General features: G+C 75.2%; 14 protein-coding genes and 1 riboswitch. Of the genes, 6 read left to right on the plus strand and 8 right to left on the minus strand.

Annotated features, from left to right (window positions below):
- Window positions 1–11: 11 nt before the first annotated feature.
- From SM573_RS08020 to SM573_RS08030, 3 genes are all read right to left on the minus strand, one after another.
- Entirely contained in the window at window positions 12–254 is a 243-nt protein-coding gene (locus tag SM573_RS08020; RefSeq protein WP_474611259.1) for a hypothetical protein, read from the minus strand.
- A gap of 87 nt (window positions 255–341) precedes the next feature.
- Window positions 342–1,277, minus strand: coding sequence for a GNAT family N-acetyltransferase (locus SM573_RS08025; RefSeq protein ID WP_474615834.1), 936 nt, complete (start codon window positions 1,275–1,277; stop codon window positions 342–344).
- Between the two features lie 48 nt (window positions 1,278–1,325).
- Window positions 1,326–3,761 (minus strand): S8 family serine peptidase, encoded by a 2,436-nt coding sequence (locus SM573_RS08030; RefSeq protein ID WP_474615835.1) that lies wholly within the window; start codon window positions 3,759–3,761, stop codon window positions 1,326–1,328.
- A 306-nt stretch (window positions 3,762–4,067) separates the two neighbouring features.
- On the opposite strand from SM573_RS08030, the gene SM573_RS08035 reads away from it, so the two are divergent.
- Both SM573_RS08035 and SM573_RS08040 read left to right on the plus strand, forming a co-directional pair.
- Complete coding sequence (locus tag SM573_RS08035; RefSeq protein WP_474616046.1) at window positions 4,068–5,879, plus strand: glycerol-3-phosphate dehydrogenase/oxidase; 1,812 nt, start codon at window positions 4,068–4,070, stop codon at window positions 5,877–5,879.
- A gap of 133 nt (window positions 5,880–6,012) precedes the next feature.
- Window positions 6,013–6,543 carry a hypothetical protein gene (locus SM573_RS08040; protein ID WP_474611256.1) on the plus strand — a complete coding sequence of 177 codons (531 nt, stop codon included), beginning with the start codon at window positions 6,013–6,015 and terminating at the stop codon, window positions 6,541–6,543.
- A gap of 7 nt (window positions 6,544–6,550) precedes the next feature.
- Here SM573_RS08040 and SM573_RS08045 read toward each other — a convergent pair whose 3' ends face one another.
- Window positions 6,551–7,951, minus strand: a complete 1,401-nt coding sequence (locus tag SM573_RS08045; protein ID WP_474615836.1) for an FAD-binding oxidoreductase — start codon at window positions 7,949–7,951, stop codon at window positions 6,551–6,553.
- 69 nt (window positions 7,952–8,020) lie between these two features.
- Between SM573_RS08045 and SM573_RS08050 the strand changes: the two genes are divergently transcribed.
- The gene (locus SM573_RS08050; protein WP_474611254.1) at window positions 8,021–8,326 is read left to right on the plus strand and encodes a DUF4031 domain-containing protein; all 306 of its coding nucleotides are present in this window, start codon (window positions 8,021–8,023) and stop codon (window positions 8,324–8,326) included.
- Between the two features lie 90 nt (window positions 8,327–8,416).
- On the opposite strand, the gene SM573_RS08055 is transcribed toward SM573_RS08050, so the two are convergent.
- Complete coding sequence (locus tag SM573_RS08055) at window positions 8,417–9,061, minus strand: HD domain-containing protein (RefSeq protein ID WP_474615837.1); 645 nt, start codon at window positions 9,059–9,061, stop codon at window positions 8,417–8,419.
- 173 nt (window positions 9,062–9,234) lie between these two features.
- On the opposite strand from SM573_RS08055, the gene SM573_RS08060 reads away from it, so the two are divergent.
- On the plus strand, window positions 9,235–10,407 hold the full coding sequence (locus SM573_RS08060; protein WP_474611500.1) for an FUSC family protein: 1,173 nt from the start codon (window positions 9,235–9,237) through the stop codon (window positions 10,405–10,407).
- Window positions 10,408–10,450: 43 nt separating this feature from the next.
- Here the strand turns inward: SM573_RS08060 and SM573_RS08065 are convergent, their stop codons facing one another.
- Window positions 10,451–11,716: an aminotransferase class V-fold PLP-dependent enzyme gene (locus SM573_RS08065; RefSeq protein WP_474615838.1), complete on the minus strand. Its 1,266-nt coding sequence runs from the start codon at window positions 11,714–11,716 to the stop codon at window positions 10,451–10,453.
- 45 nt (window positions 11,717–11,761) lie between these two features.
- A riboswitch (SAM riboswitch) is annotated at window positions 11,762–11,882 on the minus strand.
- A 23-nt stretch (window positions 11,883–11,905) separates the two neighbouring features.
- On the opposite strand from SM573_RS08065, the gene SM573_RS08070 reads away from it, so the two are divergent.
- On the plus strand, window positions 11,906–13,366 hold the full coding sequence (locus SM573_RS08070; protein WP_474615839.1) for a PrsW family intramembrane metalloprotease: 1,461 nt from the start codon (window positions 11,906–11,908) through the stop codon (window positions 13,364–13,366).
- 336 nt (window positions 13,367–13,702) lie between these two features.
- On the opposite strand, the gene SM573_RS08075 is transcribed toward SM573_RS08070, so the two are convergent.
- Both SM573_RS08075 and SM573_RS08080 read right to left on the minus strand, forming a co-directional pair.
- Window positions 13,703–13,870, minus strand: coding sequence for a hypothetical protein (locus SM573_RS08075; RefSeq protein WP_165947321.1), 168 nt, complete (start codon window positions 13,868–13,870; stop codon window positions 13,703–13,705).
- Between the two features lie 107 nt (window positions 13,871–13,977).
- On the minus strand, window positions 13,978–14,316 hold the full coding sequence (locus SM573_RS08080) for a GroES family chaperonin (RefSeq protein WP_474611250.1): 339 nt from the start codon (window positions 14,314–14,316) through the stop codon (window positions 13,978–13,980).
- Between the two features lie 268 nt (window positions 14,317–14,584).
- On the opposite strand from SM573_RS08080, the gene SM573_RS08085 reads away from it, so the two are divergent.
- Complete coding sequence (locus SM573_RS08085; RefSeq protein ID WP_474611249.1) at window positions 14,585–15,772, plus strand: AI-2E family transporter; 1,188 nt, start codon at window positions 14,585–14,587, stop codon at window positions 15,770–15,772.
- Window positions 15,773–15,828 lie beyond the last annotated feature (56 nt).

Here is a 15,828-nt window from a genome sequence, read left to right on the forward strand (position 1 = left end):
CGTTTCCGTCGTCAGGTCGGCAGCGGGCGCTGGTTGCGTCGCTTGTGCACCCGGTCGTACGGGGCGTGCAGCTGGATCGGCGCGTCCACCATCTCCAGCGGTTCCTCAACGGGCGGCTCGCCGGCCGTCATCTCCGCGAGCTGCTCGGCGTCACCGAAGTCCAGCCGGTCGATCGGGAGCTGACCGGGGAGATCGCCGACCGGCGTCCAGGGGACGGGCGGGACCTCGCTGGTCTCTTCGTCGTCCGTGGTCATGGCTGCCTCCTCTACCGAAACGGTAGGGGGCGTCGATGCCCGATGGGGGCGAATGGCGTTATCAGGGTCTATGTACTATTCGCCCGTTTACTGCGGGCTTACCGTACGCCGGTAGAGGAAGAAGACCCGTTCGATCCGCGCTCCCGCGCTGCGGGAGTAGAACGGGACGGGCCCGACCCAGCCGATCTGCGCCGAGTCGTGCCCCGCCGCCCGCTGGTCCCGCAGGCAGCGACGCAGCAGCACACCACCGATCCCCGAGCCCTCGGCCGCCGGGGCGGTGCCCATCGGCCCGAACCAGCTCGGTCGGGAAGAGCCGTACGCGGCGAAGCCCAGCACCTCGCCGCCGCGCTCGGCGAGGTGGCAGCCCGCGTCGGGGCGGCCGAGGGAGCCGGCCAGCTCGGCGTCCCAACTGCCGCCGAAGGTGCCGCGGGCGAACGCGGCCAGCGCCGACAGGTCGCCCGGCTCCGCCCGGCGCACCGTCACGCCCTGCTCCGCCAGCCGGTGTTCGCCGGCCTCCGTCGAGCGCAGGGCCGGCGAGTCGTCGTACGACAGGTCCGCCGTCATGTTCCACGCGGTGCGGTCCTGCTGGAAGCCCAGCGCGAGCGCGGCGCAGACCGCGGGGGTGTACCGCACGTCGATGCCGGGCCAGCCGTAGTGCGGCGGGTTGCCGGCGAGCAGCACCTCGGCGGCGCCCAGGCCGGCGAGCCGCCGCTGCACCGCGCTCAGGAGCGCCCGGCCGGCCCCCCGGCGGCGGTGCTCCGGCGCCACGGCGACCAGGTCGACGTGCCCGAGCCGTTCGTCCGCCGTCGACATCGAGCCGATCAGGGCACCGACCAGGTTCGCCCCTCGGTACGCGCCGAGGGCGACCACCGGGCGGTCCGCGGTCGCCCGGGTCCAGAGCGTGGCCACGAGAGCGTCCGACTCGGCCGCGTCCTCCGGCAGGTCCAGCGACCGTTCGCAGAGCCGTACGACGTCCGGCGCCAGCGCGGGGGTCAGGTCGACGACGGTGATCTCTGCGTCCATGGTGGCCGACCCTAGATCATCGGGTACGGGTCGGCGCAAGAGCGCGGGTCAGCGGGCGGCGCGCACGGCCGCGTACGCGTCGACCAGACCCGCCCCGGTGATGTTGGCGTCGCCGCCGCAGGAGTCCGCCGCGTCGCGGGAGCGGAACGTCGGCTCGGCCGGGGTGGCGGTCTCCCGCAGCAGTTGCCGGGTGCGGACCACGTCGCCGACGAGCCCCGGGTTCGCCGACCACATGAGCGCGACCACGCCGGCGACCTGCGGGGTCGCCATCGACGTGCCGTCCAGGGTCGCGTAGCCGCCGCCGGGCATCGCGGAGCGTACGCCCACCCCGGGTGCCACCACGTCGGGCTTGACGGCGCCCGGGACCGGCCCGCGCGAGGAGACCGGCCCGCGCGAGGAGAACTGCGCGACCCGGTCCTGCCGGTCGACCGCGCCCACCGTCAGCACGTCCGGGTACTGGGCGGGCGGATCGTCGATCGACGCGCACCACGGGCCGGTGTTGCCGGCCGCGGCCACCACGAAGATGCCGGCCGCGTCGAGCGCGGTGGTGGCCGGCCGCAGCACACCCGGGTCGCAGCCCTCGATCCCGGGGCAGCCCCAGGAGTTCGTGAGGATGTCCGGTGCCCGCTCGGGCCGCCCGTCGGTGAACGGGTCGCCGCCGGCCGGGAACGGGGCCAGCATGAACTGCAGGCAGTCCAGGTAGTGCGCGGGGCTGCCCAGGTTGCGGTCCAGGTTCACGCACCCCACCCACTGGGCGCCGGGCGCCACCCCGATCCCTCCGCGCCCGACCGCGCTGCCGAGGGTGTGCGTGCCGTGGCCACCCGTGTCGGTCGGGGAGCGGGTGCCGTCCCAGGGGTCGTACCAGGAGTCGTCCCCGCCCCGGAACCCGTCGGCGAGCGCCGGGTGCCGCCCGTCCACCCCCGAGTCGGAGCTGCCGATCACCACGCCGGTGCCGGTCACCCCGAGCCGCGACCAGACCCGATCGGCACCGATGCGCCGGATGTTCCATTCCGGACCGGTCGGGGCCGGATCGGTGCCCCGGGTGATCCCGGCGGGTGCCGGAAGCGGTCGCAGTCGCTGGCTCACCAGCACCCGGTCGACCTCCGGTCGGCCGGCGAGCCACTGGCGCACGGCCGGACCGCCGTCCACCTCGATCGCGTTCACCAGGTAGTACGGGGTGGGGTGCAGGCCCAGCCGGTTCAGGTCCCGCCGCAGGGCCGCCTGGGTGCGGTCGGCCGTGGCGACCAGCCGGCCGTACACCTCACGGGTCCGGGCGTCCCGCCCGGCGCGCCCCGGCGGGGCGGCCGGGAGGTTCGTGAGATCGGCCTGCTCACGCAGCACCACGAACAGCCGTTCGCCGTGCAGCCCGGGCTGTCCCGGGCCGAGGTCGACCCCGACGAGCGCGACCAGCAGCACCGCGGCGGTGACGGTCGCCGTCCGCCGGCTCGGTGCGGGGCCGCGCGGGCGGGCGAGCAGCACCGCGTACGCGGCGGCGAACAGCAGCGCGACGGCGAGCCCGGCGGCCGCGGCGACCGCCACCCAGAACGGCACGTCCCGGGTGCCCGCCAGCAGCAGGGTGATCTCCTCCGGGTCGGCGAAGGCCAGCGGGCCGAACGCGGCGAGCCCGACCAGCCACCGCGTGGGAGCGGCCGAGGGCGCCGCCTCCGCGGCCTGCCGGCGCCGGGCGCAGGCGTGCAGGGCGGCGAGCGCGAACCCGGTCGGGGGAAGGGTGAACAGGGCCGGCAGCTGGGCTCCCGACTGGCCGGTGCCGGCGGCGAGCAGCAGCAGCGCCACACCGGCCACCAGACCGCCGACGAGCACCAACCGGACCGGTCGGGGTGGGTCACCGACGGTGAAGGGCGACCAGAAGCGGGCGTCGAGCAGCGCCCCGGCCACCGCGCCGAGCGCGGCGGCGGCCAGCGCGGCGAGCACCGTCTCCAGGAGCCCGCCGAGCGCGCCCAGCCAGGCCCAGGGCAGCAGCAGCGCCAGCCCGGCGGCGATCGCGAGAAGGGTGTCCGGGCCGAACCGCCCCCGGGCCCGCCCGTCGGTGGCGTGCCTCCGGGCGATCCGGCGCAGGACCAGCGCGGCCGCGGCCGCCGCCGGGGCGAGTGCCGCGAGGTACGCCTCGTGGTGCACCGGCGGGACGGCCCGCGGCAGCCCGAGCGCGCCGAGCGTCAGCGCCGCGGCCAGCCAGACGCGGCCGACCGTCCGGATCGCGGCCGAGCGGGGGACCAGGGCGAGCAGCAGGGCCGGCGTGCCGGCCAGCACCACGGTGAGCAGGGTCGCGGCCGGCCAGAGCCAGACCACCCGGTCCCGCCCGAATCCGAGCAGCACCTGGTCGACGAGCCAGCCGCCGACCTGCGTCGGCACGGTCACCGCGACGATCCAGCAGCCGGCCAGCACGGCCGCGATCACGGGCCAGGGCCCGGGCGGGGGAGCGTTCGACGCGCGGGGGTCGGCCCACGGCGGGGGTGCGGCCTGCATTGAGAAACAGTACGACGACCCGCCGCGCGCCGGTCACCGCCGGCCGGCCACGGCGGTGCGCGGGACCCGGGCGAGCAGCAGGCCGCGCGCGCCGACTGGTCACTGGTGCGTATCGCGGTGCAGAGCAAAGGAGGGGGGAGGGGCCTCCCTCCGCTCCGGCGGACGCTCACGCGTCGTCACTGCCGGTCGTTCGAACGCCTCGCGCGGGCTGTGGGGAGTCCCACGCGTCCGCCGGACGTGCGGGAACTTGCCGGTGTGCCGCCGGATGGTCACGACGGTTACGGTGGACTGGTGCGCGACCCCAACGTGTCCCGATCCGTCGCCGGCCGGCTGTCGCCCGATCGCCGCGCCAGCGACCTGCGCAAACTCCGCTCGGAGCGGTTCGACGTTCTGGTGATCGGGGGCGGGGTGACCGGGGCGGGAGCCGCCCTGGACGCGGCGTCGCGGGGGCTGAAGGTGGCCCTCGTCGAGGCGCGCGACTTCGCCGCCGGCACCTCGAGCCGCTCCAGCAAGCTGATCCACGGCGGGCTGCGCTACCTGGAGCAGCTGGAGTTCCACCTGGTCCACGAGGCGCTCACCGAGCGCGGGCTCCTCGCGACGCGCCTCGCGCCGCATCTCGTCCGGCCGGTCCCGTTCCTCGTGCCGCTGCCGGACGGCGGGGGCCTGCGCGACCTGCCCGGCCGACTCTTCCGCCGCTCGTACTACGGCACCGGCGTGGCCGCCTACGACGTCTTCGCGGGCATCTTCGGCAGCGGGCGGGGGATGCCCCTGCACCGGCACCTGACCCGCGAGGGCGCCCGACGGATCTTCCCGAGCCTGCGGGCCGACGCCCTGGCCGGCGCGATCCGCTACTACGACGGGCAGGTCGACGACGCCCGCCTGGTGGTGACGCTGGCCCGCACCGCGGCCAGCCTCGGAGCCACCGTGGTGAGCAGCGCCCAGGCCGTCGGGCTGATCCGGCAGGCGCGCGAGGTCACCGGCGCCCGCGTCCGCGACATGGAGGCCCCGGCCGGTTCGCCGGACGCCGAGTTCGACGTGCAGGCCCGCATGGTCATCGCCGCCACCGGCGTGTGGAGCGACGACATGTCACGGATGCTCAACGACGTCGGACTGCGCCCCGGGATGCGGGTCCGGGCGTCGAAGGGCGTGCACCTGGTGGTGCCCCGTTCGGCGATCACCGGTGAGGCCGGCCTGATCCTGCGCACCGCCACCAGCGTGCTGTTCGTCATCCCGTGGGGCGGCCACTGGATCATCGGCACCACCGACACCGACTGGCAGCTCGACCGATCGCACCCGGCCGCCTCCGCGAGCGACATCGAATATCTGCTGGAGCAGGTCAACAAGGTGCTGGACCGGCCGCTCACGACCGCGGACATCGAGGGCGTGTACGCCGGGCTGCGCCCCCTGCTGGCGGGCGAGGCGGACTCCACCTCGAAGCTCTCGCGCGAGCACGCGGTCGTCGAGCCGATGCTCGGCCTGCTGCTGGTGGCCGGCGGCAAGTACACGACCTACCGCGTGATGGCCTCCGACGTGGTGGACCGGGCCGCGCGGCGGCTCGGCGGGGTGCGCCAGTCGCGCACCGCCGACCTGCCGCTGCTCGGCGCGGACGGCTACCCGGCGATGTGGCGCGACCGGGCCGACGTGGCCCGGCGGCACGGCGTGCCGGTCGGCGTGGTCGAGCACCTGCTGGAGCGGTACGGCACGCTCACGCTGGACATCCTCGCGCTGGTCGACGCCGATCCGCTGCTCGGTTCGCCGCTGGCCGGGGCGCCGGAGTACCTGGCCGCCGAGGTCACCTACGCGGCCCGCGCCGAGGGGGCGCTGCACCTGGAGGACGTGCTCACCCGGCGTACCCGAATCTCGATCGAGACCAGCCACCGGGGCGTGGATTCGGCGGAGCACGCCGCGGAGCTGATGGGCGCGGTGCTCGGCTGGGACGCGGCGCGGCGGGCCCGCGAGGTGGAGCACTACCGGGCGCGGGTCGAGGCGGAGCGGCAGTCCCAGCTGATGCGCGACGACGTCGCGGCCGACGCGGCGCGTCTCGGCGCCCCTGATGTGCGGGGCTACGCCGCCGATCGCGGCGGCGACGGCGACCCCGCCCAGTTGCCCTCCAGCTGAGCGAACTGCCGGCCCCGCCCCGGCGGTCACGGGCCGAAGTGGACGCGGTCCGGGAGCCCGGCCTCCGGGCCGCCCTAAGCTACTGAGGTGTAGGGCTACCAGCGGCATCCCGCGGTGCGGTAGCTTCCGGCGAGTGCTACCCCGTACCCCCTCGCGTCTGCTCCTCCCCCTCCTCGGCGCGGCGCTGGCCGCAGCGCTGACCGGCTGCTCCCTCGTCCACGCGTCGAGCGACGAGACACCCGTCCCACGGGCCGCCACGGCCGGCGGGTCGCCGACGCCGGACGCGCCGACCACCATCGGCGAGGGCCAGGTCACCCTCCTGCAGAAGCTCGGGGCGACGGGACCGCTGCGCACACTGCGGGTGGAGCGGGACGGCACCTGGAAGTGCCTCGACTGCGCGGGCGACGGGGTCAACTCCAGCGGCGCGCTCGCCCCCGAACAGGTGAGTCGGTTGCAGCAGCTCCTCACCGACCCCGGGTTGGCCGCGGAGACGGACGAGGCGCGCCGCTACCGGTCCACCTGCATCGACGCGTTGACCTCGAGCCTGCTCACCTCCGTCGGCCCGATCACCTCGGAGGACTGCCCGGGCACGGAGCGCCCCAGGATCGCGGGGGAGATCCTGCTGCTGCTCACCCAGGCCACCCCGGCCGAGCTGATCGGCTGACCGCCGCTCAGAGCACCTTGCCCGGGTTCAGCAGGCCGGTCGGGTCCAGCGCAGCCTTGACCGCCTGGTGCACGCGTACGCCCACCGGGCCGATCTCCTGGGCCAGCCAGTCCCGCTTGAGCAGCCCCACCCCGTGCTCCCCGGTGCAGGTGCCGCCGAGTCCCAGGCCGAGCCGCATGATCTCGTCGAACGCGCGGCGGCCCCGCTCGAGGCTCGCCGGATCGGCCCGGTCGACCACGATGTTGGGGTGCATGTTGCCGTCCCCGGCGTGACCCACCACGCCGATCGGCACCTCGCACTCCGCCGCGATCCGGGACACCCCGTCGAGCAGCGCCGCGAGCGCGCCGCGGGGCACGGCCACGTCGTCGATGACCAGGCCACCGTTGCCGCCCGGGTACGCGTCCGCCGCGAACTTCTCCATGGCCGGGTGGGCCAGCCGGCGGGCCTGGAGCAGCGCTGCCGCCTCGACGGCGTCGGTGGCGGCGTAGACCTCGTCGGCCCCGGCGGCCTCGCAGACCTCGGCCAGGGCGGCCAGGTCGTCCGCGGCCCGGCTGCCGGTGTCGGCGGCGGCCAGCAACAGCGCCTGCGCGTCGGTGCGCAGGCCCATCGGCTGGTACGCCTCGATGGCCCGCAGGTGGGTCTGGTCGAGCAGCTCCAGCAGGCTCGGGCTGAGCCCCCGTGCGGCGATCTCGGCCACCGCCGTGCCGGCCGCCGCCGTGGAGGGGAAGACCGCCACCAGGGTGAGGGACTCCGCCGGGGCGGGCCGCAGGGCGACGGTCACCTCGGTGATCACGCCGAGGGTGCCCTCCGAGCCGACGAAGAGCCGGGTGAGGTCGTAGCCGGCAACGCCCTTCGCGGTACGCCGCCCGGTGCGCAGCACCTCGCCAGAGGCGAGCACCACCTCCAGGCCGAGCACGTACTCGGTGGTCACGCCGTACTTCACGCAGCACATGCCGCCGGCGTTGGTGGCGACGTTGCCGCCGATGGTGGAGGACTCCCAGGAGCCGGGGTCCGGCGGGTACCAGAGCCCCTGCTTCGCGACGGCCGCCGCGAGGGTGGCGTTCACGACGCCCGGCTGCACCACCGCGATCCGGCTCACCGGGTCGATCTCGCGGATCTCGTTCATCGCGACCGTGCTGAGCACCACGGCGCTGTCCACCGCGTTCGCGGCGCCGGCGAGCCCGGTGCGTGCCCCCTGCGGCACCACCGGTACCCCGTGCCGTGCCGCGGCGCGGACCACGGCGACGACCTCGTCGGTGCTGCGCGGACGGGTGACGACCAGGGGGCTGCCCGCCACGCAGAGGTCGGCTTCGTCGCGTTCGTGCATCCGGAGCAGGTCCGGATCGGTGAGCACGGCGCTCTCGCCGAGCGCGGCGCGCAGGTCGTCGATGAGGGGGGATCCGGCCATGCTGGAGAGGCTAGGTGCCCAGGGCCCGATCATCAACATGATCCACAGCGTCGGACTAGGTTGGTCAGCATGCTCTACCTGGACCGACCCGGCTGGCCGTCCCGGGGCCGCCTCTGGTCCCACCTCATCAGTGACGTCTCCTACGCCGAGCTGCACGCGTTCGCCGAGGCGCTCGGCGCTCCCCGGCGCGGCTTCGACCGCGACCACTACGACCTGCCGGCCGAGCGGTTCGCGATGGCGGTCTGGCTCGGGGCCCGCGTCGTGCCCAGCCGCGAGCTGGTCCGGCTGCTCCGCGAGGCCGGGCTGCGCCGGCCGAAGCACCTGGTGCGGGACCGGCGTGGCGTGACCCCTGGCCGGCTCCACCCCGTCACCTGAACGCCGGCCAACGCGCGGCCGGCGCCCCGCCTTCGCGTCACCGGGCGTCGGTCGGGTCGCGGCGACTCCGCCCGGCGTCCCGCCTTCGCGTCACCGGGCGTCGGTCAGGGCGGTCAGCTCCCGGTGCAGGTTCGCCCGCGCCGGCCGCTCCCAGGCGTCGGCCAGCGGCGGTGACCGGAACAGCGCGGGCAGGGCGAGCAGCCCGCCGAGCACCCGCGTCCGGCCGGCGCGGAAGTCCCGGTCCGGCACGTGGGCGTACTCCCGGCGGATCGCGGCCGCGTACCGGTCGTACGCCTCCGGGGTGGCCGCCAGCACGGCGAGGTCGGCGTCGCAGAGCAGGCCGCCGTCGGTGTCGCCGGCGGCCACCGCGTGCCCGGCGGTGAGCAGCACGAGCCGGCGGACCTCGGCCACCGCGTCCGGCGGCAGTCCGAGGCCGGTGAGCAGCCGACCGGCCAGCTCGGCGCTGTCCCGCTCGTTGGCGTCGCCCGCAGCCCGGGGGTCGTAGACCGCGTCGTGGCACCACGCGGCGAGCCGGACCAGGTCCGGGCGGACGGCCAGGTCGGCGTGCCGGTCGACCACGTCCAGCACGGCTCGGAGATGGTCGACCGTGTGGTAGTGCCGGTGCGGTTCCCGCCACCGGCGCAGGAGGTCCTCCCCGGCCGCGCCCAGCTCCGCGAGGTCCGTCGCGCCGGCGCCCCGGGCCGCCGCCCGCCACCGGTCCAGTAGATCGGCCACCCGACGAGTCTGCCGCATCAGGGGGAAGGAGCGGGAGGGAGGATTCACCCGACGTGTCCGGGGTAGTCGCGGGCATGACGGCGGCTCGGGGGCGTAGGCGGTGGCTGCGCTTGCACCCTCGTGAGCTGCGCAAGGAGCTCGCCGACGTCGACAGCGCCCGCATCGCCGACGCGATGGACCAGGTGCGCGATATCAGCAAGGCCACCCTGCACGACCGGTTGCACCGGGTGCGGATGGCCGCCGGTCTGGCCCTCCAGGCCGGGGTCGCGGCGGCGTTGGCGTACCTGGTGTCGCACCGGCTGCTCAACAATCCGCAGCCGGTCTTCGCGCCGATCTCGGCGGTGGGCACCCTGGCCGCCTCGGTCGGCCAGCGGTTCCGCCGGACGGTGGAGCTGATCGTCGGCGTCGCCATCGGGGTGGCGATCGGCGACGGCCTGATCTACGTGCTCGGCACCGGGGCCTGGCAGCTCGGCCTGGTGGTCACGGTGGCCATCCTGCTGACGATCTTCGCGGGCGCGAGTGTGGCCATCGTGATCCAGGCCGCGGCCACCGCCGTGCTGATCGTGACGCTGAGCCCGTCCGAGCAGAACCTGGAGGTGCCCCGGTTCGTCGACGCCTTCCTCGGCGGGGGCATCGCGCTGCTGGTGACCGCGATCCTGCTGCCGCTCAACCCCCTGCGGGTGCTCAACCGTGCCGCCCGGCCGGCCCTCGACCTGCTCGCCACGCAGCTCGACGTCACCGCGGAGGGGCTGCGCAACCGGGACCGCGCCAGCGTGCAGCGGGCCCTGGACCGACTACGGAACAACAAGGAGGAGCTGGCCACCTTCGTGGAGGCGATCGAGGGGGCGAAGGAGACCGCCACTCTCTCACCCGCCCGCTGGCACCGACGCAACGAGCTGACGCACTACGCGGAGGCGGCCGACCCGATCGACCGGGCGATGCGCAACAGCGGCACCCTCATCCGCCGCGCGGTCACCCTCATCGAGGACGAGGAACCCGTCCCCGATCCGATGCCGGACGCCGTCCACCACCTCGCCGAGGCGGTCCGCCTGCTCCGTCACGAGTTCTCCGTGGGCGACGAGCCGGAGCAGGCCCGGGAGCGGGCACTGCGCGCCGTCAGCGAGGCGGGACGGGCGTACACGGAGGGGGTCGGCTTCTCCGGCAGCGTGGTCGTCGCCCAGGTCCGCACCACCGCGAGCGACCTGCTGGTGGCCTCCGGCATCGACCAGGAGGAGGCGAACCGGCTGATCCGCAAGTCGTTCGGGGAGCAGGAGGCACCCCGGGGCGCCGGCCCCGAACCGGAGGACAGCAGGCCGAAGCCGCCCACCGCGCCCCCGGTCGGCTGACGAGGACGCCCCGCCGGTGGCGGAAGGCCAGCGCCGCCTCTTCTCAGGCGAGCGCCGCGAGGGCCGCGAGCAGCCGGTCGACGTGCTCGTCGGTGCTGCCCAGCCCGATACTCGCCCGCAGCGCGGTCGGCGGCAGGTCCCGGCGACCGGTGCGCGCGGCGGCCTCGGCCAGGAGCCGTTGCGCCAGTGGGTGCGCGCAGAACAGCCCGTCCCGGACCCCGATGGAGTGCTCCCGGGCCAGCTCGGCGGCCACCTCGGCGGAGTCCCGTCCCGCCACGGCGAACGAGACGATGCCCACCCGAGGGGCGTCCGGGCCGAACGTCCGCAGCTCCGCGACGTGCGGCAGGGCCGCGATGCCGTCGCGCAGCCGGGTCAGCAGCCGCTGCTCCCGCTCGTGCAGCGCGGCCCGGTCCGCCTCCTGCAGCGCGGCGCAGACCGCGGCGAGCGCCACCGCGCCGAGCAGGTTCGGCGTGCCGCCCTCGTGCCGTGCCGGCCCCACCGCCCAGGTGACGTCGTGCGTGCCCGCGCCGACCCGCGCGGTGGCCCCGCCCCCGGCCAGGTACGGCGGCGCGGCGTCCAGCCAGTCGGCGCGCCCGATCAGCACACCGGCCCCGAACGGGGCGTAGAGCTTGTGACCGGACACGGCGAGGTAGTCGACGTCGAGTGCGAGCAGGTCGACCGGGGCGTGCGGGGCCAGCTGCGCGGCGTCCAGCGCGATCCGGGCGCGGTGCCGGTGCGCCACCCGGGCCAGCTCGGCCACCGGCCAGCGCTCCCCGGTCACGTTGCTCGCCCCGGTGACGGCCACCAGCACCGGCAACCCGGGGTTCGCCGCCCGCCTCAGCTCGGCGAGGGCGGCGTCCAGGGCGCGGACCGCCTCGCCCGGCTCGGCGGGCACCGGCAGCCGGACCGAGCCGCGCGGCCAGGGCAGCAGGTTCGCGTGGTGCTCGCCCGCGTAGGTGACCACGGTGGTGCCGGCGGGCAGCGCCCGGGCCAGCAGGTTCAGCGCGTCCGTGGTGTTACGGGTGAAGATCACGTGGTCGTCGGGGCGAGCGCCGAAGAAGTCGCCCACCGTCTGCCGGGCCCGCTCGTAGGCCAGCGTGCAGCGGCGGGACAGCGCCCCGGCGCCGCGGTGCACGCTCGCGTACCACGGCAGCAGCGCGGCCACCGCGTCGGCCGCGGCCCGCGCGCACGGCGCGGTGGCCGCGTAGTCGAGGTTGATCTCACCCGGTACGCCGAGCACGTCGAGCGGCCCGGCGGCGGCCGGAGCGGACGGCAGGGTGGCGGGCGGGGTGACGAGGGTGACGGGCATGCCGGAACCTCCCGGGCCAGGGACCCCGGGGCGACGTCGGGACGGGGTCCGCGCTTGCCCGGCACGCGGATCGGGCCGGGCCCGGTCATCACCCGGGGCACCCCACCGCGAACTCGACGAGGGTTGCCGGCCAGCAAGCCGGGGCTTCGCGCTGGCACTCGTGACCTTGCGGCAGCATAGCGGCTGCCGATGCGCGGCAACCAGCCGCCCGCCGGTGGCTACGCTGACCGCATGGCCGACACCCCGCCCGGCACCGCGCCGCCGACCGTGCCGTCCGCTCCGCCCGCCCCGGGCGCGGCACCCCGGATGCCGTCGCGCCGGCGGCGCTGGCGGCGAGTGCTGGCGTTCGCCGGGGTCGTGCTCTTCATCGCCGCCTGCGCCGTCTTCATGGTCTTCACGATCGGCGAGAACATCGGCCTCCAGGCCCTCCTGATCGGCGTGGTGGCCGCCACTCTGCCGGTGCCGGTGCTGGTCGCCTGCTTCCTCTGGCTCGACCGGTACGAGCCCGAGCCGCTGAAGTACCTGCTCTTCTGCTTCACCTGGGGCGCCTTCGTCTCCACCGCCGCCTCGCTCACCGTGAACGACTTCGCCGCCGGCCTGTTCGCCGACGCGGGGCTGCCGGCGGCGCTCACCGGCGTGCTGGTCGCGCCGTTCATCGAGGAGCTCACCAAGGCGCTCGGGCCGATCCTGCTGCTGGTCTTCCGACGGCGGGAGTGGTCGGGCATCACCGACGGCCTCGTCTACTGCGGGCTCTCCGCGGTCGGGTTCGCCATGGTGGAGAACATCCTCTACCTCGGCGGCTACGGCTTCGCCTCCGGCGCCGAGCGCTTCGGGCCGGCGACCGGGGCGCAGCAGGTGATCGCGATCTTCATCGTGCGGATCCTGCTGTTCGGGTTCGCCCACCCGCTCTTCACCTCGATGACCGGTGTCGGGCTGGGCATCGCGGCCCGCACCGCCGACCGCCGGGTGCGTGTGCTCGCCCCCGTGGCGGGCCTGCTGCTGGCCATGATGCTGCACGGCACCTGGAACCTGCTGCCGACGCTCAGCCAGGCCACCGGCCAGCCGCTCATCATGCTGTACGGCTTCCTCGGGCTCATGGTGCCGATCTTCTTCGGCATGGTCGGGCTCGCCGTCTGGCTCCGCGCCTGGGAGGGGCGGCTCACCGAGCGGCGGCTGCCGGACTACGTCCGGGCCGGCTGGCTGAGCCCACCGGAGGTGGCCGCGTTGAGCAGCCTCGGGCGTCGGCACGCCGCCCGTGCCTGGGCCCGTCGCGTCGCCGGGGACGCCGGCGTCAAGGCGATGCGCGGCTACCAGTTCTCCGCGACCCGGCTGGCGCTGCTGCGCGACGGCGCGCTGCGCGGCCTGGACCGCAAGGCGGCGGACCGGGAGCGGACGGCCCGGGAGGAGCAGGAGCTGCTCCAGGCCATCAGCGCGTACCGGTCGTTCTTCGTGGGCCGGGACCCGCAGGCCCCGGCGGGCGTGTGGGACGGCAACCGTTACCACCTGCGCTTCCCGGACGGTTCCGAGCGCCCCGTCGACGCACCGGACGAGCCGGTGGTGCCGATCCCGGTGGTGCTCGCCGGGCCACCGCCAATCCACACCCCACCCGGTTGGTACGCCCCGCAACCGGGCTGGCCCACGCGCGGCTGACCGGCCCCGGTCGGCCGGTGCGGCAGGCGCGCCGCAGCCGGGTGGGCCGCGCGTGGCTGACCGGGCGGCGCCGGGGTGCGAACCGGCGCCGCCCGGTGGGTGTGCGAACGCCCGCGCTCGGGACCGCGAGTCACCCGGGTCGGGCGTCGTCCCGCGGCCGGCACGGCGCGGTTCTCCGGCACCGGTCGCGCCGGGTCCCGGCTCGGCGTGGCACGCGCGGCGACACGCTGGTGGCGTGCCGACCGTACGCGGTGCGGCTCCGGAGGGCGGCGCGGCGACCACCGGCCCGTGCCGCTGCGGCGGACCCGCGGTCGCGATCCTGGCGCGCCGGGCCGGTCAGGTCATCAGGCTGGTGAGGAAGTCACCGAGCCCCTGGAACATCGCCACCAGGCCCGCACCGATCGCCTTGAAGATGTTCGCCGCACCGTCCGGCCGGAACGCCATGAAGTAGATCAGGAACGCGATGAAGCCCCAGAACAGCAGCTTCCTGATCCATTCGGGCATCGTCCCTCCCCAGGGCCGGTGGTGCGGCTGGCTTCCCGGCGAGGAGCGGTGCAAACGGCGTCCGCCGCGTCGGGCGAGGAAGGGCCGCGCGGCCCGGCGTGGGAGAGCTAGAGGTAGAGCCCCGTCGCGTCGTTCTCGACACGCTCGGCGGCGACGGCGTGCACGTCCCGCTCACGCAGCAGGACGTAACCCTTCCCGTGCAGTTCGACCTCGGAGCGGTCGTCGGGGTCGAAGAGGACCCGGTCACCGGAGACGATGGAGCGAACGTTCGGACCCACCCCGACGGCGGTGGCCCAGGCCAGGCGCTTGCCCACCGCCGCGGTCGCCGGGATCACGATGCCGGCGCTGGAGCGGCGCTCGCCCTCGCTCCCCTCCATCCGGACCAGCACGCGGTCGTGCAGCAGTCGGATCGGCAGGCCGGAGTCGAGATGGTTGTCGGCGGTCACGCCGCAGACGCTACCGTGCCGCCCTTCCCTCCCGACCGGTGGTTGCCAGGAACGTGTTCCGGGCAATGTGGCGGAACTGGCCTATGGTGGCCTGGGTCGGCGTAAGCTGTCCGACCTGTCGCCGTGGGCGGACGGGTCGTCTTGCCAGGAGGTGCGCTTGAGCCGCTTCGAGCGGGTACGCGAGGGACTCCGCCGCGCGTACGAGTCGAGACGGGCATCCGTACGATCCCCGCGCCACGCGGCCGACGACGCGCCTGAGGAGGCGGGGGTGGCCTCGCCGACGTCACCGGGCCCGGTGGCGCCCGCGACGGCGACCGTGGTCGGCGGGGAGCCCTCGGCGGCACCGCAGGCGAGCACCACCAGCCGGGACGACGCCGAGGTGCCGCACGCGATGCGCATCGCCGCCGCCTGGTCGTGGCGCCTCATCGTGATCGGCCTGGTGGCCTGGGCCCTGCTGAGGATCGTCAGCACCATCCGCATCGTGATCATCCCGCTCGCCATCGCGCTGCTGCTGTCGGCCCTTCTGGCACCCGCCGTGGGCTGGCTGCTGCGCGCCCGCTTCCCCCGGTCGCTGGCGACCGGAGTGGTGCTGGTCGGCGGTCTGGCGGCGGTGGTCGGCACGCTGACCCTGGTCGTCAACGAGTTCATCCAGGGCGTTCCGGAGCTGAGTGAGAAGTCCTCGCAGGGCGTCCGGCAGATCCAGGACTGGCTCAAGACCGGCCCGCTGCACGTCTCCGACAGCCAGTTGGACCGCTACATCGAAGAGGCGCAGCACTGGCTCAGCTCCAACACCGGCCGGTTCACCGACGCGGCCACCACGATCTCGGGCACGCTCGCCGAGGTGCTCACCGGCACGCTGCTGGTGCTCTTCGCCACGTTCTTCTTCCTTCGGGACGGCAACAAGATCTGGCGCTTCCTGGTCCGGCTGTTGCCGGTGGCCGCCCGCTGGCGGGTGGACGACGCCGGCCGGGCCGCCTGGGGGACCCTGGTCGCGTACGTCCGGGCCACCGTGCTGGTCGCGTTCATCGACGCGGTCGGCATCGGCATCTTCCTGGTGATCTTCGACGTCCCGTTCGCCTTCCCGCTCGCCGCGCTGGTCTTCCTGGGTGCGTTCATCCCGATCGTCGGGGCGGCGCTCTCCGGCGGCGTCGCCGTGCTGGTCGCCCTCGTCGACAGCGGGCCGATCACCGCGCTGATCATCCTTGGTGCGGTGATCGGTGTGCAGCAGGTCGAAGGCCACGTGCTCCAGCCGCTGATCATGGGCCGCGCGGTGGCCATCCACCCGCTCGCGGTGATCATCGGTATCGCCGCCGGTGTGGTGCTCGCCGGGATCACCGGCGCACTGGTCGCCGTGCCGCTGATCGCGGTGCTGAACACGGCGGTCCGCCGGCTCGCCGCGCGCACGGTGCCGGACACCCCGCCGGACGCCGTGGTGGTCGCCTCCCAGGCCCCCTGAGCAGCTCCGCCCGCAACTCCCGCCCGCGCCCCGTGCGCGCGGATCGCTCATGCCGA

The organism is Micromonospora xinjiangensis (assembly GCF_056150165.1).

Excerpts from the sequence above, each read along its gene's own strand:
- SM573_RS08020 (WP_474611259.1), bottom strand. The coding sequence starts at position 254 with ATGACCACGGACGACGAAGAGACCAGCGAGGTCCCGCCCGTCCCCTGG.
- SM573_RS08025 (WP_474615834.1), bottom strand. The coding sequence starts at position 1,277 with ATGGACGCAGAGATCACCGTCGTCGACCTGACCCCCGCGCTGGCGCCG.
- SM573_RS08030 (WP_474615835.1), bottom strand. The coding sequence starts at position 3,761 with ATGCAGGCCGCACCCCCGCCGTGGGCCGACCCCCGCGCGTCGAACGCT.
- SM573_RS08045 (WP_474615836.1), bottom strand. The coding sequence starts at position 7,951 with ATGGCCGGATCCCCCCTCATCGACGACCTGCGCGCCGCGCTCGGCGAG.
- SM573_RS08050 (WP_474611254.1), top strand. The coding sequence starts at position 8,021 with ATGCTCTACCTGGACCGACCCGGCTGGCCGTCCCGGGGCCGCCTCTGG.
- SM573_RS08060 (WP_474611500.1), top strand. The coding sequence starts at position 9,235 with ATGGACCAGGTGCGCGATATCAGCAAGGCCACCCTGCACGACCGGTTG.
- SM573_RS08065 (WP_474615838.1), bottom strand. The coding sequence starts at position 11,716 with ATGCCCGTCACCCTCGTCACCCCGCCCGCCACCCTGCCGTCCGCTCCG.
- SM573_RS08070 (WP_474615839.1), top strand. The coding sequence starts at position 11,906 with ATGCGCGGCAACCAGCCGCCCGCCGGTGGCTACGCTGACCGCATGGCC.
- SM573_RS08075 (WP_165947321.1), bottom strand. The coding sequence starts at position 13,870 with ATGCCCGAATGGATCAGGAAGCTGCTGTTCTGGGGCTTCATCGCGTTC.